Below are 25,341 nucleotides of genomic sequence, written 5' to 3'. Positions count from 1 at the left end.
ACGATGACGCCCGCGAGGGGGATGGCGGGATAATTGCTAAGGCTACATCCACCGATTCTTCTGCGAGCATCGTCCGATGCCACGACTCTCGTTTTCCGCTCAGTTGACGGCACTTTGGACGCTCATCGCCGCACTATGCGGTTTGATGGCGGGCGCGCTCTGGCTGATGTTCTCCTCGGCGCTCATCGAGCGCGTGAACACGGCTAGGCAGGAAGCAGTCTCCGCATGCGCCGCGGCAGCCTCGCGTTACGATCTCTCGATGCCGCGCAGAGGAGAAACCAACACTGATCTCATGCACGCGGTGCTCGATCTCGTGCTCATCGGGGCCGAAGGCATCGAAGGCGGATTCTGGAGCAATATGCCTGCCGCGGGCGGTTTCCTCGCCTATGCTTTTCCCACTTATACGGGCAGCGGCATGAAGCGCGATATCCCCGAAGCAGAAACGCCGCTCATCTTGCGAACGCTCGACACGGCGGCACGGGCCGGCGCGACCCGGCACGATGAATCGTCGAATGGTCCGGATGCCGTCATCGTCGTTGCATGCCCGGTTCCCCGGCACGCGGACTTGTTCGTCTGGATGCTCACGCGCGCGCGCCCGCCCCTCGGGCCCTACGGAGAACGGGCGGCAAGCATACTTGCGGGTGTGCTCGCGATCGTCGTCGGCGCGGCGCTCTTTCTGGCGCTTGCGTTACGGCGCTGGAAGCGGAATCTGACGCGTCTCGAACACGCGCTCGCCGCTGACGGCGATCTGGAGCAGAGCAAGCGACTCGACCGGCTCGGCGAAGGAGATCTGGACAAGGTCGTCGATGCACTCAACCGCTACACCGAACGCGCCCATCGGCTGCAGAGGCAGACCGACGAACTGAGCGTGCAGCTCGCGCAGGCGGAGCGTTTCAGCACGATCGGCAAGATGGCCGCGCAGATCGCGCACGAGATCCGCAATCCGGCCGCCGCCATGCGCCTGAAAGCCGAGAACGCGCTCGCGGGCGATGGCGCGCGGCGCGAAGCCGCGCTGCGGACAATCATCGAGCAGGTGGCGCGCATCGAGACGCAGCTTGCGAGCCTGCTCGCGCTCACGCAACCCGTGGCGATTCGCGCGACGGACATCGACATCGGTTCCTGGATCGACCGCGTCGTGCAAGTGCATCTTCCGGGCGCGCAGAGCCGTCGCATTGCGCTCGCGGTCGATGTGGATCTTGCGTCTCCGGATCATCCTGCCACTATCGATGCGGTGCAGGTCGCCCGCGCGCTGGACAACCTCATCGTCAATGCGCTGCGGCATGCGCCGGCAGGCGGTCACGTGACTGTGAGCGCGCGGCGTGCGTCGTCGGAACGGGGTGAAGTGCTCCGGCTGGAAGTCATCGACGACGGCCCCGGTGTGAGCACGGTCGAGCGCGAGCATATTTTCGAGCCGTTCGTGACCGGCCGGCCGGATGGCTCCGGACTCGGCCTCGCTGTCGTGCGCGAGATCGCGTCGGCGCACGGCGGACGCGCCTGGCTCGCCGCCGATGCTGACGTAACCCGCTTCGTGATCGAGCTGCCATGGCGAACATACTGATCATCGATGACGATGACGCCTTTCGCGACGTCCTCGTGGAAACCGTCCAGGACCTGGGCCACACGACGCTTGCCGCGCGCTCCGGCGAAGATGCGCTCGAGCGCCTGCGCGAGCCGCCGCCGCCCGACTGCATCTTTCTCGACTTCCGTCTGCCGGGCGCGGACGGCCTCGCCGTGCTCGAATCGTTGCGCGGCCTGACGAGCCTGCAGTCGGTGCCGGTCGTGATGCTGACCGCGCACGCGACGAGCGAGAACACGATCGGCGCCATGCGGCTCGGCGCGTTCGAGCATCTGACGAAGCCCGTCGGGCGCGAGGACATCGCCGCGCTGCTCGAAAGGATTCTCGTGACACAGGCCGATGCGCCCGTCGCGCATGCCTTTGCCGACGAAGCGCCGTCGCGCGAACCGCACTTGCTCGGCGTGAGCGAAGCCATGCGCGACGTGCAAAAGCGGCTCGGCCGCGCGGCGGGAACGAACTCGACGGTCCTCATCACCGGCGAGACGGGCACGGGCAAGGAAGTGACCGCGCGCGTGCTGCATCGTGCATCGGCGCGGGCGGCCGGTCCGTTCGTCGCGGTGAATTGCGCGGCGATTCCCGATGAGTTGCTCGAAAGCGAGCTCTTCGGTCATGGCAAGGGCGCGTTTACCGGTGCGCATACCGGCCGGCGCGGGCGTTTCGAAGAGGCGCACGGCGGCACGCTCTTTCTCGATGAAGTCGGCGACATGCCGCTCGCGATGCAGGCCAAGCTGCTGCGCGTGCTGCAGGAGCGACAGGTCGCACCGCTCGGCACGAACCGCGTCGTCAAGGTCGATGTGCGCATCGTCGCCGCGACGCATCGCGATCTGCGCCAGATGGTGTCGGCGGGCACGTTCCGGCAGGATCTGCTCTATCGGCTCAATGTCATCCCGCTTCATATGCCTCCGTTGCGCGAGCGTGTGGCCGACATCCTGCCGCTCGCGGAGCATTTTCTGTCGACGATCGCGTCATCGCGCGATGCCGTCCGCAAGCATCTGAGCACGGATGCTCAGCGTCTGCTCGTCACGCTCGCATGGCCCGGCAACGTGCGCGAACTCGCCAACGCAATGGAGCGCGCGAGCGCGCTGGCGCCGGGGCCGCTTCTTTCGCGCGACGACTTCGCGTTCCTCTTCGACACGACGGTCGCGGCCGCCGACGCGATTCCCCCGAGCCTTGCCGAGCTTCCGCTCAACGAGGCCGTCGCGCGACTCGAACGCGCACTGATCGCGCGTGCGCTCGCGCTCACGGATGGCAACCGCGCCGAAGCCGCGCGCAGGCTCGGCATCAGCCGTCAGTCGCTCTACACGCGCATGGCGAATCTGGGACTGTCCGATCCTGCCTGATGCGCGATGGTGTCAAGCGAACGGACAGCGCGTGTCCGGTTCCTTGACAGCGCGGCCGTCCGTCGCGATGGATTCACGCTCCCGCGCCGCTTCGACCGAATGGCATGGCCTTTGCAGAACACTCCACGTCAACGCAGGGGCGTGGATCATGCAACCGTCCGGGTGCGCATGTTCATACGTGGGGGCATGACGTGAAGAACCGGCATGGGCGGACGATCGAAGTGGATGAGATCGCCGAATTGATCGACGAAGCGGACGCGGCCTGACGCTCGGCGGCATCGTCGGCCTGCATCGTCGATGCAACCCATCACAAGCGCGGCGTCAATCTGATCAGCTTCCATCGCGGCAATGTTCATCACGGCATGGGGCGTCTGGCCGGTGCAGGCGTTCGACGGCATCGGCGCGGGTTTGCAGAGCGTCGCGGTGCCGGCGCTCGTCGTGCGACTGCTGCGGGGAACCGGAAGGGTGAACGTAGGGCAGGGCACGGGCGCCGCCTTCAGTCTGGCCCTGGAGGGGGGGCGCTCAGCATTTCGGCTTTGCGACCGCTTTTCTCGCGCTCGGCGCAGTGTGGCTATTCTCCGGGGCATCGCTCAGAAGGCGTGCGGATTTCATCGCGATGTCGGCGACGACACGTCGCTCACAGCCTGATTTTCATGCCTATAATCGAGCGCAAAAGGAACGAGCCGCACACAGTACGCCCTTCGAATAACAACAAGGAGAGCCACCGTGCCCCGATCAGACCGTACAAGCGCCCTTTTTCCCTCCAGCACGAGCGTGGCCAGCACGGGCCGGCGACAGTTTCTCGGCATGGCCGGCGCCGGCATGCTCGCGACGCTCCTGCCAGGCTGCGGCAGCGATAGCTCCGATTCGCAGGCGTACCCTCAAACCGTCGCCATGGGGCAACAGGCGATCCAGCAGGCGATCGCCAATCAGCAGCAGCCGGTCGCGGCGATATCGGTGGCCATGCTCAAGGGCAACAACGTGTTCTGGCAACAGGCGTTCGGCGTATCGTCGGTGCCGAGTCAGACCAAGGCCACGGTGCAGACGCGCTTCAACATCGGCTCGGTCAGCAAGCTCTTCGCCGCGCTGGCGGCCGCGATTCTTCAGGATCGCGGACTGATCACGCTCGATACCCCGATCGTCCGCTATCTGCCGACGTTCACGATGCTGTCCCCCGAGTACGCGAAGATCACCACGCGTCATCTGCTGTCGCACTCGTCGGGGTTGCCCGGCACCAATTCGCGCAATCTCTTTACGTTCGCGCCGGTTCCCGGCTACGCGGCCGATACACAAGCCGAACTGGCTAATACGCATCTGAAGCATTTGCCCGGCGAGCTGGCCGTGTATTGCAACGACGGCTTCACGATGGTCGAGCAGATCGTTCTCGCGATGACCGGCCAGAGCTTCGCTAGCTTCGTGGAAGCGAACATCCTCGCACCGCTGAAGATGACGAACTCCAGTTACCTCACGGCCGTGCCCACCGGAGGCTCGTTCTCGTATCCGTTCGAGAATGGCACGCAGTATCAGGAATTCGTCAACGCATACGCGACCGGCGGGCTTAGCTCGACGCCCGGCGACATGATGAATCTCGCGCAAATGATCCTTGGCGGCGGCATGTTTCAAGGGCAGCGCGTGATATCGGCGGCGGCCATCGCGCAGATGGGCACGGATCAATCAACCGGACTCCTGATCAATCCGTCGCCCGAATGGCGCTGGGGTCTCGGCTGGGATTCGGTCAGACAGCCCGCCCTCGATGCGGCAGGCGTCCTCGGATGGGAAAAAGACGGTGGAACCGCCTTCTATACGAGCGAGTTCTTCGTCGTGCCGCAGGCGCAGCTCGCCCTGATGGTGACGGGCAACTCGGGGTACGACGCGCGCACGCTCGCGGAAACACTCGTGCTGTCCGCGCTGCAGGAGGACGGCACCATCGCCACGCTGCCGGCCAAGGTCAGCACGACGGCGCCATCGGCCGCGTCGGGTCCGGGTATCGCGAACGCCGGCGGCATCTATGGCAATTCCGACTCCCCGCTCCAGGTGATCGCCAACGCGGACGGCAGCCTTCAGTTGAACAAGTGGGACGGGTCCGCGCGTGCGTGGAAGCAGGTCGGCGCATATCAGTATCGCAGCGACGGATGGTGGTGGAGCAACAGCGATACCGCGTCCTATCGCTTCACCGTCGCTTCGGGCACCGATGCTAACGGCAATGCGTTCAGCTATCGCTATCTGATGAAGCGTGTGGTGCCGGGCGCCGGCTACGCGTATCTCACGCTGCCGATCGGTCAGCAACTCGCCCCGCTGGCGCCGCTCGACAGCGCGTGGCAGCAGCGCCTGGGCACCCAGTGGACCCTGACGAACGACTCGCCGACAGCGGTACCGATCGTCATCGGCGGGAACGAGCCTGCCTTCCTGACCGCGTTGTCCGAATTGCCGGGCTATGTCCTCTACGGCAACACCGATCTTCGCTATCAACTTTTCGTGCCGCTCGCGGACGATCGCGGCGGCATGTCGGTCAAGGTGCCTGGCAATTTCGGCCGGGATCTCTATGAAATCCGCTTCGGGTCGGCGAGCAACGGCACGTCATTGACGTTGGGAAGCTCGATTTACGCGAGGCTCTGAAGCACGACGCGGATCACGGCATCACGTCTTTCCAAAGCCCGGCCAGCACGTCGAGCGTGTCCGCGATCGTTGCGCGGCTTCCCGCGCCCGGCCGCCATACGGCGACCATCGTATGCGTGAGGCCGTTGCGGCCCACTTCGGTGTCGATGGCCTGAACGCCGGGCCATCGATCGGCATCGAAATGCGTCGGCAGAAAGCCCCAGCCATGCGCTTTGCGAAGCAGGTGGCGGACGGTATCGAGTTCGTTGGCGAAGATGACGCGATCCGAGATCTGAACCTGGCGCGCGAACTGTTCATCGAGCGTCCGATGCATGACGATTTGCGGCCTGGATGAGAGCTCCAGCATCGTGATCGGCGCATCGCCCGATGCAAACAGATCGGTGCTCGCATAGATGGCCATTTCGATGCTTCCCACCGCGCGCCATTCGAGATCGGCGCGCACGCTCTGGTTTCGCGCGAGGCTGATCGCGAGTTGCGCCGTGCCCGCGACGAGTGCTGCCTCGGCTTCCTGCCGCGTCCCGCTCCAGGCGCTCACGCGAATGCCCAGCGACGCCAGCCGGTCGATGAGCGCGTGCACGTACGGGCGCGGCACGAACGGGTCGTACACGATGCCGATTTCATCGGTGATCTCGTTGGGGATGTTCCGTGCGGCGGCGCCGAACGCTTGCGCCTGCCGCAGCAGCAAACGCGCCTGACGCTGCAGACGCTTGCCTTCGGGCGTGAGCGCGAGCGAGCGGCCCGCGCGCGTGAAAAGCGCGAAGCCGAGATCCGTTTCGAGAAACTCCACCAGTTCGCTGACCGTCGAGCGATCTTTCGCGAGATGCTGTGCGGCCCTGGTGATGGTGCCATGCTCGGCGACGCTCGCGAACGCCTCGATCTGCGCCAGCGAGTAACTCAATGCGCTCATGGCGGCTCTCCGATTTGCGTTGCGTGGGATTTTCCCACGAGTCACGCTTTGCTCCGCTTCTTGCGCGCAACGATACTCGCCCGCAGGAGGGAGGCCGTCGAGCCTCTCGTTCGAATCATCCAACGAGCGACGTGACCATGAAATTCAAACGACAGGACACCCGAGTAACCGCACTCGCGACGGCTATCGCGATGAGCGCGATGTTGACCTTATCCTCCGCGCACGCCGCGACGGCCGACAACTGCGGGGGCGTCGCACTCGCGACGTGTCCGAGCCCTTTCGATGCCACGCTGCCGGACCCGAAGCAAATGCTGACGTGGAATCAGTCCGAACGCGTCATCGGTTTTCGCAATGACTATCGCAACTATGCCGGCGACGTCTTTCATCATGGCGATGCGCGACCGCTGCAGCGCTCCCCGCATCCGTTGAAGACCGTGTCGTATGTGATGAACGGGAAGCGATTCACGCTCGGGGACTATCTTCGGCATCAGAACGTGACGGGTCTGCTCGTCCTGAAGGACGGCAAAATAGCCTACCGGTATCTCGCCGCCGGAAACACGGACAGCACGCTCTGGACATCGCGCTCGGTGGGAAAGTCGGTGGTGTCGACGCTCGTCGGCATCGCGCTTCATGAGGGAAAGATCGGGTCGCTCGACGAACCCGTGACGGATTACGAGCGTGATCTGAAGGGCACCGCGTGGGACGGGGTGACCATCCGGCAATTGATGCAGCACACCTCGGGCATGGCATGGAACGAGGACTATACGAATCCGGATTCCGACTTCTCGAAGCTCACCCAATGCGAGGCGCAACCGGGCGCTTACGAATGCGTGCGCACGCTCGTTGCACATCTGAAGCGCGCGCATGAGCCCGGCACGGTCTGGTCGTATAACTCCGGCGGCGCATGGCTTCTCGGCGATGTCCTCGAACGCGCGACCGGCATGCCGCTCGCCGCCTACCTCCAGCAAACGATATGGAAGCCGTACGGCATGGCGAGCGATGGCGTGTGGCATGCCTACACGCCGCAACAGCATGACGTGGGCGCGCACGGTTTCAACGCGACGCTCGACGACTACGGCCGTTTCGGTGAATTCGTGCTCGGTGGTGGCCGGCTACCCGATGGCACGAAAGCGCTCCCGGACGGCTGGCTCGATGATGCGTCGAACTGGACGCACGCGAAGGGATCGGTTTCGGCAGGCCATCCGGACGGTCTCTATGGCTATCAGTGGTGGAACAATGCGGTGCCTGTAGGCACGAAGAACGTGAGCCCAACGCCCGCCCGATCTCTGCGGCATTCGCTCTGGGCGCTGGGCATTTTCGGCCAGGTGATCATGGTGAATCGCGCCGAGCATCTCGTCATCGTGCAATGGTCGGCGTGGCCTCAGGCGGAGCCGGCATTCGATACCTTGCCCCTCGAAGCCTCGGTGTTTTACAGCGCGGTTGCGAAGCAACTCGGCAAGTGAAGTTGATTACATGCGATGTAATTGGCGCAATCCATGACGGCCTCTACTCTCTGGCTATCGCGCTTCCATTCCGGTCGCGCTTACCGTCGGGGAGTTACCATGTCCAGCTATCCTGTTCACACGATCGAATCCGCCCCTGCGCAATCCAGGCCGGTGCTTCAGCAACTGCAACAGGCTTTCGGCACGATCCCGAACATCGCGGGCGCGATGGCGGGATCGCCGGTGCTGATCAACGGATTCATCGGCTTGTTCGAGCGCGTGCATGCGAGCAGTCTGAGCGAGCCGCAGATTCAGACGCTATTGCTGACCAACGCGGTCACGAACGCAAGCGAGTGGCCGGTCGCGTTTCATACGGCGCTCGCACTGAAGGAGGGCGTGCATCCCGCCGATGTCGATGCGATCCGCGAAGGCGCCTTGCCCGAAGATGTCGGACTGGCCGCGCTGTCGGCATTGGCGCGCACGCTGATAGAAACGCGCGGCCGCCTCGCCGAGTCGGACCGCAGACGCTTTTTCGAAGCGGGCTTCACTGCTGAACAGATGCTCGAGGTCATCGCGGTGGTTGCCGCATCGACGATCACGAACTACACCGGCAGCGTGACGCGGCCATCGCTCGAAGCGCAGTTCGAAGCATTTGCCTGGCACGCGCCGGCCGCCTGAGTGTCTTCAATCCAGTCTGTTCCGGGAATTTCGATGAACGCCACGCACCCCGATTCGAACGCTGCGCCGGACGAACTCGGCGACCTGCTGCGCTATTGGCGCGATGTGCGTGGCATGAGCCAGCTCGATCTGTCGCTGGAGGCGGGCGTCTCGCAACGGCAGATCAGCTTCATCGAAAGCGGACGCAGCGTGCCGGGCCGGGACACGTTGTTGACGCTCGCGCAGACGCTCGATGTGCCGCTGCGCGAGCGCAACGCGCTCTTGCTCGCCGCGGGCTACGCGCCCATATATTCGGAGGCGCCGTGGAACGCGCAGGAGATGCACGGCGTGATCCGCGCGCTCGAGCGGGTCGTGCGCCAGCATGAACCGTTTCCGGCGATCGTGATGGATCGTCACTGGAACGTTCTGATGACCAACGATGCCGCGCCGCGATTCTTCGGCTGCTTCATCGACATGGCCTCGCGCGAGGGGCCGCGCAACATGCTGCACCTGATCTTCGATCCGCAGGGAATGCGTCCATTCGTCGACGACTGGGACACCGTTTCGCGCAGCTTGCTGCAACGCGTATATCGAGAGTCGGTCGGCCACGCGGTCGATGCCGGCACGCGGCGCTTGCTCGACGAACTGCTCGGCTATCCCGACGTGCCGCGTGACTGGAAGACGTCTCACGGAACATCCGCCGCGCCCACGATGCCCGTCGTTCCGATCGGTTTCGTCAGCGACGGAGCGGTGCTTCGCTATTTCTCGATGGTGACGACCGTAGGCGCGCCGCAAAACGTCGCAGCACAGGAGCTACGTCTGGAATGCATGTTCCCCGCCGATGACGAAACCGAAGCGCGTCACCTGAAATTGCTCGCCATGGATTCGAGGCATCGCTGAAACGTCTTATCAAACGAATTCGAACCGCTCATTCGAAACTAATTCACAGAAAGTAATCTGCTTCTCAACAGCGGTGCATGTGAAGCGGCTTCAACCAAAGAATGTCATGCGCGCTGCGTCAGGCGGTCAAAGCGATACGCGAATGCCGCCTTCCACACGACAAGGAGCACATCATGTTCGCATTGCTTTCTCATCTTCTCGGCAAACTGGTTTCCCGCAGCGACGTGTCTTCGCACAGCGCTTATCTCGCGTCGTCGAGCGATCTTGCCGATCTCGAACGCCGCATGCGTCAGGCAGACGAGGACGACCGCGCGTACGGCATGTCGTTTTGAAGTGGCTTATCGACTCGCGCTGCCGTGCGAGCGTCGCGCGTCGAGATCCTTGATGGCGGGAAACACCTCGTCGTCCCACGAATCCAGACCATAGGATCGCAGCACGAGATTACGCGCGATGTATATCTCGAACATCGGCGTGCCCGGATGCAGACGTTGTGCCTTTTGATTTTGATCCGCCAGCCACCGAAGATGCTGGGGATAGTCTTCCGGCGTCTCGTTGCTGGCTATCGACGCGCGTTCGACGATGAAAAGCTGCGAGCCCGGATGATCCCGAGCCCAGGATTTGAAGTGCCCTTCTCCGGCAAAGGGGCCCATCCAGCGCACGCAGTACTTGCAGTCCCGGGCCGAGTGCACGACCAGCTCGATCACATCGCCAGCGGTCACTGTCGTTTGACGTACTTTCGCGGCACGGACGTCTTTCGCTCCGGGTGACTCGACTGCACCGTGCACGTCGTCGGTGACGCGGGCGCCGACGAACACCACGACCAGCGCGGCCAGCAGCGATGCAAACATCCACTTCACTGTCACGCTCATGGAGTTGCGCATGATGACCTCGACGGGTCGATTCGCCAGCTTCTATCTGCGAGTCAATTCGCCTCGCGCCGCGCCGCCAGCCACGGCTTTCGCTCTTCGAGGCAGACCATTCCCTCGTACAGTTCGACATAGGAATGGATCATCGTGTCGAGGCTGAATCTTCTGGCATGCTGGCGCAGCCGGTCACGCGTCGACGGGTCGTCGATCAGCGCCGTTGCCTCGTGAATCTTGCCGATCAAAGTTTCGGGCCGGGCCACGTCGAACAGGAGCTTCGAACGCGGTTCGATGATCTCGGGGATACCGCCCATGTTCGAGCCCACGACGGGCACCCCATGCGAATACGCCTCGAGGACCACCAGTCCGAACGGCTCATTCCAGACGGAAGGCACGACCAGAATGTCGATGGTGCTCAGAAAGTCCGAAGGATCGACTCGCCCGAGAAAGCTGACGCGCGGGTCCGCGTATTTCGCCTTGAGGGATTCCACATAGTCCTGATCCCCGGTTCCGCCAACGGCGAGCGTCCAGTCCAGGGACTGGTCTGCGAGCAGTTGATCCAGCAGAAGTTCGAGGCCCTTTTCGGGCAGAACGCGTCCGAGCATGCCGAGTCGCAACGGCGCATTTTCGACGCGCCTCGAATGCTGTGGAACTGCGGACTCGTTGATCGGCTGATAGCAGTTGTGGATGACGGTCGTTTTGGCCGCACGCGAAAAGAAGCCGCTCTCGACGTGCTTTTTCAGCACGAAGTCGCTCACGCCTACCGCCACATTGACCTGCGCGGACGCCATCTGCTTCGGCTTCGCATATAGCGAGCACACGCCGCACTGGCCCACGCAAGGCTTTCCGGCCGAAAGCATGCTGGAGGTCGGGCACAGCAGATAGTAGTCGTGGATGGTGTGCACGATAGGCACGCCCGCGTTGTTCGCGACGCGCCATGCATCGACGGAAAGACACGACAGGTTCGCCGTATGAACGATGTCCGGCTTCTCGCGCTCGATGATTTCGGCGAGCTTGCGCGACATGGACGTGTTGCGCACGTCGATCGCGTGCCAGATCAGTTTGGCGACGCGAGAATGCTCGCCAGGGGCATGCGGCCAGTAGAGATTGGTCGATCGCAGACGATAAACCGTCGTGCCATTGACCTCTTCGCTGCGGTCGTCGCCCGTTCCGGTCGCGCAGACCACGCAAACCTCGATGCCTGCCCTGGTCAATCCATCGGCAAGGAGTCGTGTCGCCACTTCGGCGCCACCGACCTCGTCTGGAAAATATAACGTGTTCGCGATCAGTACTTTCACGGCGTATGGAAAAGATGCGGTTCAATACGGGCCGGCGACCTGGCGATGTGGAAGTCTTCGCGCGCGCTGTAGTCTGATGAGCGCTTGCCGAGGATGTGACGGGTCGTGTGTCCCTTCATATGTCACGGCTCCGGTAGTACAGCGTATGAGCTGATGGCCATCAGTTGGCGCCGCGTCAGCACGGTCCGATCGGCGACAGGATGGAGATCGAGTGCGGTCGGTCGAGCTGAGTAATGATCCTACAAGCTGTGCGGCCCAGTTTACCCCATCGAAGCAAGGGGTATCGCGTTTTTTCAATCTGCAAGCGTCCTACATACTTTCCGGCTTCCTTATGAATCGATAGTCGTTTTGCCCGGCGATCGAGCGCCGTTTTACTTAACGGCCGCCCATTTTTACCGATGTTCGGCGGCAAGAACGATATGACGATGAATCAGGGGCATACGACGCGCGGGACCGCCTGTTCGGCGAGCACGCTTTCGTACAACGCGCGATACGAATCCACCATGGCTTCGACGCTGAAGTGTCTTGCGTAATCGCGGAAACGGTCGTGCACCAATGGGTCTTCCAGCAGTGCGACTGCTTCATGCAGTTTGGCGATGATCGACGAAGGACGCGCCATGTCGAACACCAGGTTCGTGCGCGGCTCGATGACTTCGGGAATGCCACCGGTATTTGCGCCGACAACCGGCACGCCGTGCGAATACGCTTCGACTGTCACGCGCCCGAACGGTTCATTCCAGATGGACGGCACCACGAGAATATCGATGCTGTCGTAGAAGTCGTCGGACTTCACGCGGCCGAGATACTCGATGCGCGGATCGTCATACGTCGACTTGAGCGTTTTAAGGTAATCCGCATCGGCATGACCGCCGACGGCGAGCGTCCATTGCAGCGTATCGTCCGCGAGCAATTGCTCGAGCAGCACTTCCAGTCCTTTTTCCCGCGACACTCGCCCGAGCACGCCGAGCCGCACCGGTCCGCCTTCGTAGCGGCGCGTGCGTCGCGTCGCGAACGACTCGCACGCGTTGTAGATGACCGCCGTGCGCGCCGCACGCGAGAAGTAGCCGCTTTCCAGGTGCTTTTGCAGCACGAAGCGGCTCACGCCGACGGCGGCCGCGACGCGCGCCGATGCGACCCGCTTGGGTTGCGCATACAGCGAGCAGACGCCGCACTGCCGCTGGCAGGGCTTCGAATGCGAGAACATGATCGCGGTCGGGCACATCAGATAGTAGTCGCGCGCCGTGTGCACGATCGGCACGCCGGCATTGCGGGCGAGGCGCCAGATATCGACGGACAGACAGGACAGATTGCTGGTGCTGATGACGTCCGGCTTTTCGCGCGCGATGATGCTCGACAGCTTGCGCGACATCATGACGTTATAGACATCGATGGCATGCCAGATGAGTTTGGCGACGCGGCCGTGCTTCTCGCGCACATGCGGCCAATACAGATTGACCGAGCGCAGCCGATAGACCTTCACGCCATTCACATTGGCCACGTGATCGACGCCCGATCCCGTCGCGCAGACCACGCATACTTCGATGCCTGCCCTGACCAGACCTTCAGCGAGCAATCGCGTCGATACTTCCGCTCCTCCGGGTTCATCCGGAAAGTAGAGTGTATTTACGATCAGTACCTTCACGACGTCGAAGTCCCCTTGAAAAGGCTCATGCAGAAACACGGCGGAGCGAAGTGTTTTCAGGGTTCGGCGATCGAGGAGACGACAGAAAAACCCCGGGAAACAAGGCAGAAAGTGAATTCATCATACTCGAGGGTGAGCTGACGCTGCATCGACAAAATGAAGGGTGCTGTGTTTCACCGACCATCGTCGAGCTGTGCCTGTCTCTGCCATGACAGATACTCGCGCGAACGCATGAAGTCTCGACTGCGATGCGGAAAACATAACAGCTTGCGCACCGGCGTTCAATGTGCTGCCGTACATAGACGCCGATGAGTCGACGTGTCCTGACGTGCGTGCAACGCCGCGGCTCGCACCGCGGCGTTCGTCTTGTCATTACTGCGGCTCGTACCACGAATAAGTCGGAAGCGTGGTCAACGGCGTGCCGATCTGGAACGTGATGTCCCGCAGCGAGGTCAGCGGAATATTGCGCGGATCGCCGGTGTATCGCCGGACATCGCCGTTATCGTTGATATAGACCACGATATTGCCCGTGATGCCCGCGACATTCGTGCTCGAGAGCGGTTGACCCCAGATATCGAACACTTGGCCGAGCGTGAAGTTCTTCAGGTTCGGGGTTTCGATATGAATGATCCCGGTGTTGTCGTGCGTGTGCGTCTCGTAATTGCACTGCGACAAGATTCCGACGTTCTTCGGAAACGCGAGCCATTGCCCGTCTTTGAAGATGGCGACATGCGCGTGCACGTGGAATGTCTCCGCCATGCCCGCCGCGCAGATCAGGCCGTCCACGGGCGAGCCGGTCCCGCCGGTCGCCGTGTTGCCGTCGGCGAAATACGAGGTGCCCACGACGCCGCCAAAGCTGAGCGTGGTGACGGTCGACGTGAAGGGCGGCGGATCGGTCCAGGTATAGGTCGCGATCTGGGCCGGCGGCGTCCCGACTACGAGCGTGACTTCGCCGTGCTGCGGCAGCACGAGGCTCGCGAGATCGCCGGTGTATTTGCTGAGTGTGCCGCCCGTATTCACCCACGCGGTCACATCGCCGGTCAGGCCCGCCACGTTGGTCGTGCTGAGCGGCTGACCCCAGACCGAGAAGAACTGACCGAGTGTGTAGGACGCGTTGGATGTCACGTCCATGCGAATCTTGCCCGACGCGTCGACCGTGTGAACCGGGTAGACGCAGCCTGTCTGCCGTGCCATGGTCGGCGCCACGGATCCGATATTCGTCGGCAGCGTGAGCTGCTTGCCGTTCTGATAAATCGACAGATGCGCGTAGCTGTATTTATTGCCGGCGACAGCGCAATTGAGATTGCTGACTGCCTGGCCGGTGCCGCCGGTCGATGTCGAGCCATCGCTCCATTGCGCGGTGCCGAGCGTCGTGCCATCGACGACCGCGGTTGCAGCGGCGAGCGTCGGCGTGGTGTTCGTCGGCGTCGTGGGTGTGCTGCCGCCGCCCGAGTTCGTGGGTGTGCTACCGCCGCCCGAGTTCGTGGGCGTGCTCGACCCGTTGCTGCTGCTATCTCCGCCACCGCCGCCGCCACAAGCGGCAAGCGTGACGAGCGCCGCCGCCGTCACTGCGCCGGTCATCCAGCGAACGTATGTATGTTTCTCTTTGAGCATGTGTCGACTCCGCCCCTTGATGGATTTCTGAAGGTGTTGCGGGTTGCACTGCGGGCGCATGCACGATGCATGCGTGGCGTGCATCCGGCATCTGAAGCATCGCGAGCCGCTCCCGACGCAAAAAAACGTTTGCTCGTGGAGACGGTCTCGATACGATTGACGCAAGTGTTGACGCCTGTTGCTGCGACGCTCGGTTGATCGACCGAATGCCTCCCGGCCGGACGCACGCCGATGGCGTTCGGCGACTCATCGAAAGAGAACCCGGTCCGGTTTTGTAGCTCGCTGGCCAGAGGCAATTTAACGTCGATGTTCTGTCGTCGCAAGCGGAACTACTTTTAGACACGTCTTCGTATATCGCGCTTTTCGGGTGTGTGCGTTCGCGTACATACGCACAGTCGAGGGTTAAGCAAAAAATTAACCTCTTGATCGAAGTTTCGTCGGACAGGAAATCGCGCCTCGATGATCGGCGGTACGCTTTACGCTGCAACCGGACATGGCGAAGGTAATTTCGTCTGATGTAAAGAAATATAGGAGGCGAGTGAATGACTCTCTCGAAGACGCTTTTTCATAGCGTGCGGGACTGGTTGCCCGACAACGTGTATCTGACTATTTATCATCGCCGGAGAATCGGACGATTTCCGAGGCTGCGCAATCCGACGACATTTAATGAGAAGATTCTGCGCCGTTGCCTCGAACCCGATCCGCGTTTCGGCGACCTCAGCGACAAGCTGAAGGTGCGCGAGTACGTCGCCGAAAAGATCGGCAGCGAGTATCTGGTGCCGCTCGTCGCCGAGCCAGCCGCCTTTACGCAAAGCGTGTTCGACGCCCTTCCGCAGGCCTTCGTCATGAAGGCGAATCACGGCAGCGGGTTCGTGCACGTCGTCCGCGACAAGAGCGAAACGTCGTTCGAGAAGCTCGATGCGATGGCGCAAACCTGGTTGTCGACCGACTTCTATGCGGTCGCGCGCGAGCGGCATTACCGCACTATCGAGCGGCGCATTTTCTTCGAGGCGCTTCTGACCGGAGAAGACGGAAGGGTCCCGCCCGACCTGAAAATGCATGTTTTCAACAAGCAATCGGGCGATCCGACGATCTTCATCCTCGTCATCTCGGATCGCTTCGGAGATCCGCGCGGCGATATGTACGACGCGGACTGGAACCTTCTCGACATCGGAATGGGCCACTATCCGCGCAGCACGACCCCAGCGCCGCGCCCGGCCAATCTGGAGGCGCTGGTTTCGATCGCGCGGACGCTGGCCAGCGATTTCGAATTCGTGCGCGTCGATCTCTACGATGCGAAGGACACGATTTACTTCGGCGAGCTAACCTTTACGCCGGGCGCGGGAATGTTCGCGCTGCATCCGGATAAGGTGGATTATGAATGGGGAAGCCTGATGTAGAGTCGTTCGGGCCGCGCACGAGTTCCGGAATCCATGTGCGGCCGGCGTGAATCGAAAGGCCACATCAATTCACTTGCTCGACCGGCGAGCGCCTCTGCGCCGGCAGCGGCGCCATTCAACGCGCGATATCATCGGCTGATCCCCACCACGCCGCGATGTCATGCCCACTGCCGCACCCTCCGCGCCACGCGTCGGCCCGCTCTTCGCGCTCGTTCCTTTCCTGCGGCCCTACGCCGGGCGCTGGGCACTCGCGTTTCTCGCGCTCCTGACATCGGCGGGCGCGACGCTGGCCCTGCCGATGGCGTTCCGGTATCTGATCGACCGCGGCTTCGCCAGTGGTGACCGGACGCATATCGATCGCTATTTCATCGCACTGTTCGTCGTCTCGCTGATTCTCGCCGGCGCCACCGCACTGCGCTTTTACTGGGTGTCATGGCTGGGCGAGAGGGTGACGGCCGATCTGCGCAGCGCGGTCTACGATCACATCATGGGCATGAGCCCGCAATTCTTCGAGACCACGCAAACCGGCGAAGTCCTGTCGCGTCTCACGACCGATACGACGCTGATTCAGACGGTGGTGGGCACGAGCCTGTCGCTCGGATTGCGCAACGCCTTGCTGACGATCGGCGGCATCGCGATGCTGGTCGCGACGAGCCCGGTGCTGTCGGGCTACATCATCGCCGTGCTGATCGTGGTCGTCGCGCCTATCGTGTTCTTCGGACGACGGGTTCGTCGGCTTTCGCGCGCCAGCCAGGACAAGGTCGCCAACGCGAGCGCGCTCGCAGGCGAAGTCCTCAATGCGATGCCGACCGTGCAGTCGTACACGCAGGAGGCATTCGAGGCGCGCCGCTTCGGCACGGCGGTGGAAGCCGCGTTCCAGACCGCACTCTCGCGCATCCGCGCTCGCGCCGGCCTGACGGCCGTGGTCATCGTATTCGTGTTCGCTGCGATCGTGTTCGTGCTCTGGCTCGGCGCGCAGGCAGTGCTGGCAGGGCAGATGACGGCGGGCCAGTTGTCGCAGTTCATCCTTTATGCGGTGTTCACGGCGGGCGCTGTCGGCGCGCTTGCGGAGGTATGGGGCGATCTGCAGCGAGCCGCCGGCGCCACCGACAGACTCATGCAACTGCTCGCAGCGCGCTCGCCCGTCACCGAAGCCGCGACGACCGTGCCGATGCCCGCCACGGGAGACGGCATACGCTTCGTCGATGTCGGCTTCTCGTATCCGTCTCGTCCTGGCATTGCCGCGTTGTCGGCATTCTCGCTCGACGTGCATCCGGGCGAGCACGTCGCGCTCGTCGGTCCGTCGGGCGCAGGCAAGACCACGCTGTTCCAGTTGCTGCTGCGGTTCTACGATCCGCAGTCCGGCAGCATTTTGATCAATGGCGTCCCGACGCGGCAACTGCCGCTCGGCACCTTGCGCCACGCGATCGGCGTCGTGTTGCAGGACTCGGTGATCTTCTCGGGGAGCGTCCTCGACAACATCCGCTATGGCATGCCGGAGGCGACGCTCGCGCAGGTGCAGCGCGCCGCCGACATGGCCGCCGCTGCCGGTTTCATCGAGGAGCTGCCGCAGGGCTACGACACGTTCCTCGGCGAACGCGGCGTGCGGCTGTCGGGCGGACAGCGTCAGCGCATCGCGATTGCGCGCGCGATCCTGCGCAATCCGCCCATCCTTTTGCTCGACGAAGCCACCAGCGCGCTCGACGCCGCGAGCGAGCGCCTGGTGCAGACGGCGCTCGACAATGCCGCGCAGAATCGCACGACGCTCGTGATCGCGCATCGGCTCGCTACCGTCCAGCAGGCCGACCGCATCGTCGTCATGGAGCAAGGTCGAATCGTCGCGCAAGGCCGTCACGCCGACTTGCTCCGAAGTTCGCCGCTCTACGCTCAGCTCGCGGCGCTGCAATTCGGCGAGCGGGCCGGCAGCGATGCCGCATCGCCCATCGAGGCTTATCGTTCCACGAGGTCTAACCATGCAACGTCAAACGGGTAACCTGTTCAGCTTCGAAGCGAAGCGCGGCGATGACGAGCACGTCGACATGCTCGTCACGGGGCAGCGCCTGAACGTGGAGCGGATCGTGTCGATGGGGCACGCGAGTCCCGAGGGATTCTGGTACGACGACTCGCGCGCGGAATGGGTCGTGCTGCTGTCGGGGGCGGCCGCGCTCGAGTTCGAAGAGGATTCGACGCTGCTCGAGATGCGTCCCGGCGACTACGTGCTGATCGAGCCGCATTGCCGGCATCGCGTCGCGTGGACGCATGACACGGTACCCACCGTCTGGCTGGCGATCTATCACGAGCGCCGCGCATGAGGAGAATCTTGCGTCGGCGCTCGTATGAGCATGCAGCGCTGCGCGGCGACCGCGAAGGTCGTGCGCAGCGACGGTGGCTCGAACCCTGCGGCTCGTCGATGCAACGCACCCGCACCCGCGTTCAAAGCAGACGCGGGTCTTGCACCGGATGCACCGGCGTGACCGGCAACGAGATCGGCAGGTGAAGATCCTTCAGGAGCGCGGCGCCGGGCCACGATGCCGGCAGCGACGGCATGCCGGGAAGCGGATCGCCGCCGCCGGGCTTGGTCACATAGAGGATGCCGCCGCGTATGGCGCTCATGGCGTCGCGATGGAGCGTGTCGGCACGCGACAGATCGGTGATGGTCAGAGTAGTCATGGCTGGTCTCCCGGCAAAAGTAAAGTGAGTGGCGACAAAGTCGTCGCACCCGATTCTTTGCACGGTGCATGCCAACGAGCGCTAAATGCGCGGGAATTTCGGCGCGGCTCGAATCTGAGCGCGAATAGCGGTGTACTCCGAACGAAACACAACGCGCGCGTTCGCTGTGCGATGGCTCGCGAGCAACAGTCCGGTCACTGGCTGTCGGCGAACGCCCGACACGACCTATCGCGCCAGGCGAGGCGGCCGCAATCGCGTGGAGGTCGCCGATCGATAAGCGGACTTTCGCTTCTCCCTCGCGCGGCTCGCCGCGGGCCCGAAGTCATGCGAATGCGATGCGCGCGGATCATTGTGGTAAGGTCTGCCGCTAACCGGGCTGGCGCAATCGCATCCGAGGCGACGCCGGCTCGCGCTTGGGCAACGTCGCGCAAGCTGTCGATACGCATACACCGAATCAAAAATGGCTTACACAACCCCGGAAATCACGGCGCTCCTGGCGAAACAGGACATGCTGAACAAACAGCTCGCCGAAGCGAAAGACCGCGAGACTCGCCTGGTGCTCATCGAAATCGTGCAGAAGATGCGTGAATACGGCATCGATCTGGAAGAGCTGATGGGCAGCAAGCCGAAAGCGCAGGAGCCGGTCAAGGAAGCGAAATATCGCGATCCGGTCGGCGGCGCGACCTGGAGCGGCCGCGGCCGCGCACCGCAATGGATCGTCGGGAAGAATCGCGATGACTTTCTCGCGGACAAACCTGTCACGACGATGACCAAGGCCGCGGTGCAGGCCGCGCTGTTCGGCGACGAGGCCTGACAGGGCCGCTCAGCCCGGCATCGAAGGCGAAACGAAGCGTCGGGCACGCTCGCGACGATTTGATAAGGATGGCTACAGAAGAGACTTTCCTTGCGCAAGAATCTTGTCGCAGACTTGCTTCGTGACTTGCTCCTTCAATCCGCCGCCGCTCAGGTCGAGCTGCTTGCCGTTGCCGCTATCGAGAATGCCTTTTGCGCCGTTCGTGTAGCCGGTATCGCTGGAGGCCGATCCGCCGAGCTTGCTCATCAGCCCGTCCTTGACGGACGATGCACTGCCGCCGAGATAGTTGTTCTTGACACAGTATTCGAGGACGCCGGCGACGTTGCCCGTGCTGCCCGATGAAAGCGAGTCCATCGATAAGCCATTGGTCAAGCCACTGAGGTTTCCGAGTCCGCCGCCACTGCCGCTGTCCTTCCCTTGATTGAGGAGGTTGCCGAGTTGAGCGTGAGCGATCGGGACATAAAGCAGGGCTGCAGTCAGGATTCCACTGGCCAAGGTGCGACGGCTTGAGAAAATCATGGTGCCTCCATGGTTTGATCTTTCACACTATAGTCGAAGAAAACGGCCGGCTACCGAGACTACCCGCGCCGTCGGAGACCTCAAGAGATCATTGCAGGCCATTCGAATGAAGAATCCGGCACTCATCCAGGCTGCGTCGAAAGCATATGAAGCGGGGGACCTTCCTGCCGCCGAGAAGATGTTGCGCGAATCGATTGCACTGGATGAGCGAAACGGCGTGGCTCATAACAATCTGGCCAATCTGTTGCGGAAATCGAATCGTGCTCGCGAGGCGGTCGAGCATTACCGTTTTGCTCTCGGCGCATATCCCGATTCAGCGGAGATCCGGAACAACCTCGCCGGAGCGTTCGAAGCACTGGGGAAATACGATCTCGCCGAGGCCGAGTATCGTGCGGCGATCCGGCTCGATCCGGCGTTTGCCGAAGCCCGGTTCAATCTCGGTCTGCTCTTGCTCGCTGCAGGGAACTACACCGAAGGCTGGGCGTATTACGAGGCCCGCGCGAGCGTGTTCCTGGAATACGGCACGCTGCCGTTTCCACAATGGCACGGAGAAGATCTGCGCGGGAAATCGATACTCCTGCTGGCCGAACAGGGCTACGGCGACACGATCCAGTTCATCCGATATGTATCGTTGCTTCGCGCGCGCGGCGCGGCCACCGTATCCGTGGCGTGCAAGCCGGAACTCGCACCGCTCATGCGCACGACCGGCAACATCGATACCGTCGTCCCCGAGCCGCAGTCGCTCCGGGTGCACGATTACTGGATATCGCTGTTGAGTCTTCCTCATCGCTTCGGCACGACGGTGGATACGATTCCCGCCCGCGTGCCTTACCTCGGGGTATTCGACAATCGAATCGACGCCTGGCGACCCCGATTGCCCGAGGATGGACTTCGCGTCGGCCTGGTCTGGAAAGGCAACCCGGAGCATGACAACGACCTGCATCGGTCGGTGCGTCACTTCGCGGACCTGACTCCGCTGTGGTCGGTGCCGGGCATCCGCTATATCAGCCTGCAGGCGGGCGAAGCCGAGGACGAGACCGAGGACCGCCAGGCGCTGCAACCTGTCCTGCGGCTCGGCCGGCATATCCGGGACTTCGGCGACACGGCCGCCATCGTCGCTCAACTCAATCTCGTGATCTGCGTGGACACGGCCATTGCGCACCTGGCCGGCGCGCTCGGCATTGCCTGCTGGGTGATGCTGCCTTCGCAAGGCGTGGACTGGCGGTGGCATCGGCTCGGCAATACTTCACCCTGGTACCCGGAGAAGATGTACCTCTTTCGACAGGATTCGAGAGGATGGCCCGGCGTGATCGGCGATGTGAAAAACGCGCTGAATGACGTGGTCCGGAAGCGAACTCCGCAATAACACTCGTCTATTCGGGCGCGGTGTCGATAGATTTTATCGACTGACGAGGCCGGGCTTTTCCATTATCGCTTCAAAAGATCGACAGTTTTGGCGCGCGCAACGCCGACTGGCGTGCTTGACCTGCTTTCGCGTTGTAGGACGTTCGCCGGTATTTCTCAAAACTGGAGAAGCCATGTCTGAACCGAAACATCCGATCGATGGACGCAGAGTTTTTCTCAAGAACGTTGCAGTGGCCGGCATGGCGACGGGTCTGTCGGGCGTGGTCGGCGATGCGATCGCGCAGGCGGACACGTCATCGAGCAGTCCGACGGGCGCGGGGTCGAAGCCGGCGACGCGCGCGACGCTCGACATCAACCAGCAGTACGCCAGCTTCCTTTCCTTCGCGGATGCACAGGACTTCGAGGACGCGCGCCGCGGACTCATCGCCACGTTGCCCGAGCCGGTGGTCATTCAAGGGCAGGGCACGATCCCCGCATGGAATCTTCAGCAGTTCGCCTTCGTGAACGGCGGGCCGGAGAACAATTCGCCGCCCACGGTCAATCCGAGCTTGTGGCGCAATGCCAAGCTCAACATGAACCACGGCCTGTTTCTGGTCGTCGACGGCATCTGGCAGGTGCGCGGCTACGACCTTTCCGTGATGAGCATCATCCGCGGGAATCAAGGCTACATCGTCGTGGATCCGTTCATCACGACGGAGGTCGCATCGACCGTGTGGAAACAGCTCGTCATCCCGCATCTGGGCGACAAGCCGATCACGCACGTCATCTACACGCACAGCCACGTCGATCACTACGGCGGCGTGCGCGGACTCGTCAGCGATCAGGACCTGCAATCCGGGAAAGTGAAGATCGTCGCGCCGGTCGGATTCACCGAGGCGGCCGTGGGCGAGAACGTCATCGCCGGCAACGCGATGGGCCGCCGCGCGAGCTATATGTATGGCTCGCTGCTGCCGCGCAGCCCCACCGGCATCGTCGACGGCGGATTGGGGAAGACGACGTCGGTCGGCACGATCACGCTCGCCTTCCCGTCGATCTTCGCCGAGAAGACCGGCCAGAAGATGACGCTCGACGGCGTGGATCTCGAAATCCTGATGGCGCCGGAGTCCGAAGCGCCATCCGAGTTCATGTTCTATCTGCCGAAGTACAAGGCGTTCTGCGCGGCCGAGGATGCGACGCATACGCTGCATAACCTCTACACGCTGCGTGGCGCGAAGGTGCGCGACGGCCTGCTCTGGTCGAAGTATCTGCAGTCTTCCATCGACATGTTCGGCGCGGATGCGCAGGTGCTGTTCGCCTCGCACTACTGGCCGACGTGGGGAAACGACCGCATCATGCCTTTCCTGCGCGCGCAGCGCGACATGTACCGCTATCTGCACGATCAGACCTTGCGGCTCGCGAACATGGGGCAGACGCCGCTCGAAATCGGCGAAGCGATCCGTCTGCCCGACAGCCTCGCCAAGCACTGGTACTGCCGCAGCTACTACGGCACGGTCTATCACGACGCGGTCGCGCAATACAACCTGCGTCTGGGCTTTTTCGACGGCGTGCCCGCGCATCTGCACATGTTGCCGCCGACCGAGAGCGGCAAGCGCTATGTCGAATACATGGGAGGGGCGGCGGCCGTCATCAGGAAGGCGCATGCTTCGTACGACAAGGGCGAGTATCGATGGGTCGCGGAGGTCATGAATCACGTGGTGTTCGCGGAACCGCAGAATGTCGCGGCGAAGCAGTTGCTCGCGGATGCCTATGAGCAGCTCGGCTATCAGGCCGAGTCCGCGCCGTGGCGCAACTTTTATCTGACGGGCGCGATGGAGTTGCGCAAAGGCATCCAGAAAGTGCCCGCGCCGCAGCCGCAGAGCCCGGACACGATTCGCGCGATGCCGCTCGACATGTTCCTCGATTTTCTCGGCATCCGGCTCAACGGTGAACGCGCGGCCGGCAAGACCGTCACGTTCAATCTCTCGCTCACCGACACGAAGGAGCAAGTAGTGCTCGGCGTGGAGAACAGCGCGATTCATTACTCGAAGGGCAAGACGTCGGACGCGGCGGACGCTTCGATCACGATGACGCGCGAGGATCTGAACAACATCATGCTCGGCACGACGAACATGCAGAAGCTCGTGATGTCGGGCGGCGCGAAGGTGGACGGCAACAGCCAGCAGCTCGGCGAGTTTCTCACCTGGCTCGACACGTTCGAGTTCTACTTCAACATCGTCACGCCCTGAGGGATCGTCATGTGCGCCATCTGCAACTTCAAGATCGACTTCGGCGTCGGCCATCCGGCGACGCTGACGGTCGCGGTTGCCACGCGCCGCGCGATCGAGGCCGGGCTGATCGAGCCTGCCGATGCGGAGCAAGGGCCGCTCGCCGCGGCCCGCGCGCGCATGTCGTCGATCGATGCGCTGAATCTGCTGCAGGCGCGCATCGAGGCGACGCACACGCCGGAGCAGTTGCTTGCGTTGCCGGACTTCTATGTCTTTCTCGTCGAGAACGACACGTGGGGCTTCTTCCGCGCGACCACCGAGGGCTTCGATCCCGATATCGTCCCCGAGATGCCCGACGTGACGGCCACGGATGCAGCGCGACGCAGCAATATCATCGTCATGGCCGAGGCGGGCTTGCGCGCATGGCTCGCGGGCAAATTCGACGCGCACGCCGCACTGGGCCAGTCGCTCTTTCACGTCGACGCACCGGCATCGACGGACCTCACGTTGAAGAGGATGCTCGCGGACGCCGAATCTCCCGTGCTCGACGAGCACTGAGGCGCACGCCGGCAGCGCGGCCCTTCATCCGCAGTTCATCTCGTCGAGGACGGCATCGTGAGTTCCGGTCGCGGACACGCTTGCGTTCATCAAGCGTTTTCGCGACCACGAATACCGGACGCAAGCGCGCGACGATGTTCTTCGGGCCTGCCCTCCGCGCGCTTCGAATAAACAGAGGCATGGCATGACAGCACTCGTCGATCATCCCGCTGTATTTTTCGTGGTTCTCCTCGCGCTGTTCATCGGCGCGGTGGCGTTCGGTGCTTTCGTGCTACGGCGCGTCGCGGTGCTGCCAGCCGATGACCGTGACGATTTCAACCTCATCCAGACATCCACGCTGACGCTGCTCGCGCTTCTGGTCGGTTTCAGCCTGTCGATGGCGGTGAATCGCTACGACTTGCGCAAGACGCTGGAAGAGAGCGAGGCCAATGCCATCGGCACCGAATATTCACGCGCCGATCTGGCCGATGCGGCCACCGGCGCGAAGATCAAGTCCGCGCTGATCCGCTATACGAAGCTCAGACTCGCGAACTACCGGACGCGCGCTCCCGAGGCGCTCGCCAAGATCGTCCGCGATACGACGAATGTCGAAACCGAACTGTGGCAACTCGCGACGCAAGTGGCGAAAGACCAGCCGACGCCCATCGGTGCGCTCGTCGTCGCCGGCATGAACGACGTCCTGAACTCGCAGGACTATTCGGAGGCGGCGCGCATCAATCATATTCCGCAGGGCGCATGGTATCTGATGATCGTCATCGCGTTGCTGGGCTGCGTGGTGCAGGGCTATGGCGCGAAGGGCAGCCTGCGCAAAGGCCTGCTGATCACGATTCTGCCGGCGACGGTCGCGCTGTCGCTCGCGCTCATCGCGGACATCGACAGTCCGAAGGGCGGACTCATCCGCGTCGAGCCGCGAGACATCACGCGGCTCATGCAATCGCTCGAACCATGACGCGTTC

At 62.8% G+C, this 25,341-nt stretch carries 22 protein-coding genes and 1 pseudogene; 16 read left to right on the top strand and 7 right to left on the bottom strand.

The features are described 5' to 3' along the window. The first annotated feature begins 76 nt into the window (after positions 1-76). The 4 genes and pseudogenes from U4Y90_RS24290 (at position 77) to U4Y90_RS24275 (ending at position 5,532) form a co-directional block, all read left to right on the top strand. Positions 77-1,558 (top strand): HAMP domain-containing sensor histidine kinase, encoded by a 1,482-nt coding sequence (locus U4Y90_RS24290; RefSeq protein WP_321798355.1) that lies wholly within the window; start codon positions 77-79, stop codon positions 1,556-1,558. After that, on the top strand, positions 1,543-2,916 hold the full coding sequence (locus tag U4Y90_RS24285; RefSeq protein WP_321798354.1) for a sigma-54 dependent transcriptional regulator: 1,374 nt from the start codon (positions 1,543-1,545) through the stop codon (positions 2,914-2,916). Before U4Y90_RS24290 ends, U4Y90_RS24285 begins: the two co-directional genes overlap by 16 nt. A 339-nt stretch (positions 2,917-3,255) precedes the next feature. Then, positions 3,256-3,564 (top strand): annotated as a pseudogene (locus tag U4Y90_RS24280) (MFS transporter); the annotation flags it as partial. Between the two features lie 159 nt (positions 3,565-3,723). Next, positions 3,724-5,532 carry a serine hydrolase domain-containing protein gene (locus U4Y90_RS24275; protein WP_321798361.1) on the top strand — a complete coding sequence of 603 codons (1,809 nt, stop codon included), beginning with the start codon at positions 3,724-3,726 and terminating at the stop codon, positions 5,530-5,532. A 13-nt stretch (positions 5,533-5,545) separates the two neighbouring features. Here the strand turns inward: U4Y90_RS24275 and U4Y90_RS24270 are convergent, their stop codons facing one another. Continuing rightward, positions 5,546-6,439, bottom strand: a complete 894-nt coding sequence (locus U4Y90_RS24270) for a LysR family transcriptional regulator (RefSeq protein WP_321798352.1) — start codon at positions 6,437-6,439, stop codon at positions 5,546-5,548. A gap of 137 nt (positions 6,440-6,576) precedes the next feature. Here U4Y90_RS24270 and U4Y90_RS24265 point away from each other — a divergent pair, with 137 nt between their 5' ends. The 4 genes from U4Y90_RS24265 (at position 6,577) to U4Y90_RS24250 (ending at position 9,770) form a co-directional block, all read left to right on the top strand. Continuing rightward, entirely contained in the window at positions 6,577-7,902 is a 1,326-nt protein-coding gene (locus U4Y90_RS24265; protein ID WP_321798351.1) for a serine hydrolase, read from the top strand. Between the two features lie 99 nt (positions 7,903-8,001). Further along, entirely contained in the window at positions 8,002-8,559 is a 558-nt protein-coding gene (locus tag U4Y90_RS24260; RefSeq protein ID WP_321798350.1) for a carboxymuconolactone decarboxylase family protein, read from the top strand. 33 nt (positions 8,560-8,592) lie between these two features. Further along, positions 8,593-9,438 carry a helix-turn-helix transcriptional regulator gene (locus tag U4Y90_RS24255; RefSeq protein WP_321798348.1) on the top strand — a complete coding sequence of 282 codons (846 nt, stop codon included), beginning with the start codon at positions 8,593-8,595 and terminating at the stop codon, positions 9,436-9,438. 173 nt (positions 9,439-9,611) lie between these two features. Further along, entirely contained in the window at positions 9,612-9,770 is a 159-nt protein-coding gene (locus U4Y90_RS24250) for a DUF3563 family protein (RefSeq protein WP_321798346.1), read from the top strand. A gap of 6 nt (positions 9,771-9,776) precedes the next feature. Here the strand turns inward: U4Y90_RS24250 and U4Y90_RS24245 are convergent, their stop codons facing one another. The 4 genes from U4Y90_RS24245 to U4Y90_RS24230 form a co-directional block, all read right to left on the bottom strand. Further along, positions 9,777-10,319: a hypothetical protein gene (locus U4Y90_RS24245; protein WP_321798345.1), complete on the bottom strand. Its 543-nt coding sequence runs from the start codon at positions 10,317-10,319 to the stop codon at positions 9,777-9,779. A gap of 41 nt (positions 10,320-10,360) precedes the next feature. After that, positions 10,361-11,599 (bottom strand): glycosyltransferase family 4 protein, encoded by a 1,239-nt coding sequence (locus U4Y90_RS24240; RefSeq protein WP_321798343.1) that lies wholly within the window; start codon positions 11,597-11,599, stop codon positions 10,361-10,363. Between the two features lie 430 nt (positions 11,600-12,029). Further along, positions 12,030-13,241, bottom strand: a complete 1,212-nt coding sequence (locus U4Y90_RS24235; RefSeq protein ID WP_321798342.1) for a glycosyltransferase family 4 protein — start codon at positions 13,239-13,241, stop codon at positions 12,030-12,032. Positions 13,242-13,613: 372 nt separating this feature from the next. Next, positions 13,614-14,855, bottom strand: coding sequence for a hypothetical protein (locus tag U4Y90_RS24230; RefSeq protein ID WP_321798340.1), 1,242 nt, complete (start codon positions 14,853-14,855; stop codon positions 13,614-13,616). A 542-nt stretch (positions 14,856-15,397) separates the two neighbouring features. Here U4Y90_RS24230 and U4Y90_RS24225 point away from each other — a divergent pair. The 3 genes from U4Y90_RS24225 (at position 15,398) to U4Y90_RS24215 (ending at position 18,567) form a co-directional block, all read left to right on the top strand. Further along, complete coding sequence (locus U4Y90_RS24225; RefSeq protein WP_321798339.1) at positions 15,398-16,255, top strand: ATP-grasp fold amidoligase family protein; 858 nt, start codon at positions 15,398-15,400, stop codon at positions 16,253-16,255. A 160-nt stretch (positions 16,256-16,415) separates the two neighbouring features. Beyond that, positions 16,416-18,248 (top strand): ABC transporter transmembrane domain-containing protein, encoded by a 1,833-nt coding sequence (locus U4Y90_RS24220; RefSeq protein ID WP_321798338.1) that lies wholly within the window; start codon positions 16,416-16,418, stop codon positions 18,246-18,248. Beyond that, positions 18,229-18,567, top strand: a complete 339-nt coding sequence (locus U4Y90_RS24215; RefSeq protein WP_321798337.1) for a cupin domain-containing protein — start codon at positions 18,229-18,231, stop codon at positions 18,565-18,567. The genes U4Y90_RS24220 and U4Y90_RS24215 overlap by 20 nt, the downstream gene beginning before the upstream one ends. A 121-nt stretch (positions 18,568-18,688) precedes the next feature. Here the strand turns inward: U4Y90_RS24215 and U4Y90_RS24210 are convergent, their stop codons facing one another. After that, positions 18,689-18,925 carry a hypothetical protein gene (locus U4Y90_RS24210; protein ID WP_321798335.1) on the bottom strand — a complete coding sequence of 79 codons (237 nt, stop codon included), beginning with the start codon at positions 18,923-18,925 and terminating at the stop codon, positions 18,689-18,691. A 460-nt stretch (positions 18,926-19,385) separates the two neighbouring features. On the opposite strand from U4Y90_RS24210, the gene U4Y90_RS24205 reads away from it, so the two are divergent. After that, positions 19,386-19,739 (top strand): H-NS histone family protein, encoded by a 354-nt coding sequence (locus U4Y90_RS24205; protein WP_321798334.1) that lies wholly within the window; start codon positions 19,386-19,388, stop codon positions 19,737-19,739. Positions 19,740-19,811: 72 nt separating this feature from the next. Here the strand turns inward: U4Y90_RS24205 and U4Y90_RS24200 are convergent, their stop codons facing one another. Beyond that, positions 19,812-20,258, bottom strand: coding sequence for a DUF2501 domain-containing protein (locus U4Y90_RS24200; RefSeq protein WP_321798333.1), 447 nt, complete (start codon positions 20,256-20,258; stop codon positions 19,812-19,814). A gap of 106 nt (positions 20,259-20,364) precedes the next feature. On the opposite strand from U4Y90_RS24200, the gene U4Y90_RS24195 reads away from it, so the two are divergent. The 4 genes from U4Y90_RS24195 (at position 20,365) to U4Y90_RS24180 (ending at position 25,334) form a co-directional block, all read left to right on the top strand. Next, positions 20,365-21,624, top strand: a complete 1,260-nt coding sequence (locus tag U4Y90_RS24195) for a tetratricopeptide repeat-containing glycosyltransferase family protein (RefSeq protein WP_321798332.1) — start codon at positions 20,365-20,367, stop codon at positions 21,622-21,624. Positions 21,625-21,796: 172 nt separating this feature from the next. Continuing rightward, the gene (locus U4Y90_RS24190) at positions 21,797-23,848 is read left to right on the top strand and encodes an alkyl sulfatase dimerization domain-containing protein (protein ID WP_321798331.1); all 2,052 of its coding nucleotides are present in this window, start codon (positions 21,797-21,799) and stop codon (positions 23,846-23,848) included. A gap of 9 nt (positions 23,849-23,857) precedes the next feature. Further along, positions 23,858-24,385, top strand: coding sequence for a hypothetical protein (locus U4Y90_RS24185; protein WP_321798330.1), 528 nt, complete (start codon positions 23,858-23,860; stop codon positions 24,383-24,385). 184 nt (positions 24,386-24,569) lie between these two features. Next, positions 24,570-25,334, top strand: coding sequence for a hypothetical protein (locus tag U4Y90_RS24180; RefSeq protein ID WP_321798329.1), 765 nt, complete (start codon positions 24,570-24,572; stop codon positions 25,332-25,334). Positions 25,335-25,341 lie beyond the last annotated feature (7 nt).

The sequence above is a fragment of the Caballeronia sp. J97 genome (genome assembly GCF_905220305.1).
Lineage (GTDB): Bacteria > Pseudomonadota > Gammaproteobacteria > Burkholderiales > Burkholderiaceae > Caballeronia.
Note: the sequence above shows the minus strand (reverse complement) of the source record. Positions and strands in the feature narration are given on the sequence as shown.

Coding starts and splice junctions, on each gene's coding strand:
- U4Y90_RS24290 (WP_321798355.1), top strand. CDS start 77: ATGCCACGACTCTCGTTTTCCGCTCAGTTGACGGCACTTTGGACGCTC.
- U4Y90_RS24285 (WP_321798354.1), top strand. CDS start 1,543: ATGGCGAACATACTGATCATCGATGACGATGACGCCTTTCGCGACGTC.
- U4Y90_RS24275 (WP_321798361.1), top strand. CDS start 3,724: ATGGCCGGCGCCGGCATGCTCGCGACGCTCCTGCCAGGCTGCGGCAGC.
- U4Y90_RS24270 (WP_321798352.1), bottom strand. CDS start 6,439: ATGAGCGCATTGAGTTACTCGCTGGCGCAGATCGAGGCGTTCGCGAGC.
- U4Y90_RS24265 (WP_321798351.1), top strand. CDS start 6,577: ATGAAATTCAAACGACAGGACACCCGAGTAACCGCACTCGCGACGGCT.
- U4Y90_RS24260 (WP_321798350.1), top strand. CDS start 8,002: ATGTCCAGCTATCCTGTTCACACGATCGAATCCGCCCCTGCGCAATCC.
- U4Y90_RS24255 (WP_321798348.1), top strand. CDS start 8,593: ATGAACGCCACGCACCCCGATTCGAACGCTGCGCCGGACGAACTCGGC.
- U4Y90_RS24250 (WP_321798346.1), top strand. CDS start 9,612: ATGTTCGCATTGCTTTCTCATCTTCTCGGCAAACTGGTTTCCCGCAGC.
- U4Y90_RS24245 (WP_321798345.1), bottom strand. CDS start 10,319: ATGCGCAACTCCATGAGCGTGACAGTGAAGTGGATGTTTGCATCGCTG.
- U4Y90_RS24230 (WP_321798340.1), bottom strand. CDS start 14,855: ATGCTCAAAGAGAAACATACATACGTTCGCTGGATGACCGGCGCAGTG.
- U4Y90_RS24225 (WP_321798339.1), top strand. CDS start 15,398: ATGACTCTCTCGAAGACGCTTTTTCATAGCGTGCGGGACTGGTTGCCC.
- U4Y90_RS24220 (WP_321798338.1), top strand. CDS start 16,416: ATGCCCACTGCCGCACCCTCCGCGCCACGCGTCGGCCCGCTCTTCGCG.
- U4Y90_RS24215 (WP_321798337.1), top strand. CDS start 18,229: ATGCAACGTCAAACGGGTAACCTGTTCAGCTTCGAAGCGAAGCGCGGC.
- U4Y90_RS24210 (WP_321798335.1), bottom strand. CDS start 18,925: ATGACTACTCTGACCATCACCGATCTGTCGCGTGCCGACACGCTCCAT.
- U4Y90_RS24205 (WP_321798334.1), top strand. CDS start 19,386: ATGGCTTACACAACCCCGGAAATCACGGCGCTCCTGGCGAAACAGGAC.
- U4Y90_RS24200 (WP_321798333.1), bottom strand. CDS start 20,258: ATGATTTTCTCAAGCCGTCGCACCTTGGCCAGTGGAATCCTGACTGCA.
- U4Y90_RS24195 (WP_321798332.1), top strand. CDS start 20,365: ATGAAGAATCCGGCACTCATCCAGGCTGCGTCGAAAGCATATGAAGCG.
- U4Y90_RS24190 (WP_321798331.1), top strand. CDS start 21,797: ATGTCTGAACCGAAACATCCGATCGATGGACGCAGAGTTTTTCTCAAG.
- U4Y90_RS24185 (WP_321798330.1), top strand. CDS start 23,858: ATGTGCGCCATCTGCAACTTCAAGATCGACTTCGGCGTCGGCCATCCG.
- U4Y90_RS24180 (WP_321798329.1), top strand. CDS start 24,570: ATGACAGCACTCGTCGATCATCCCGCTGTATTTTTCGTGGTTCTCCTC.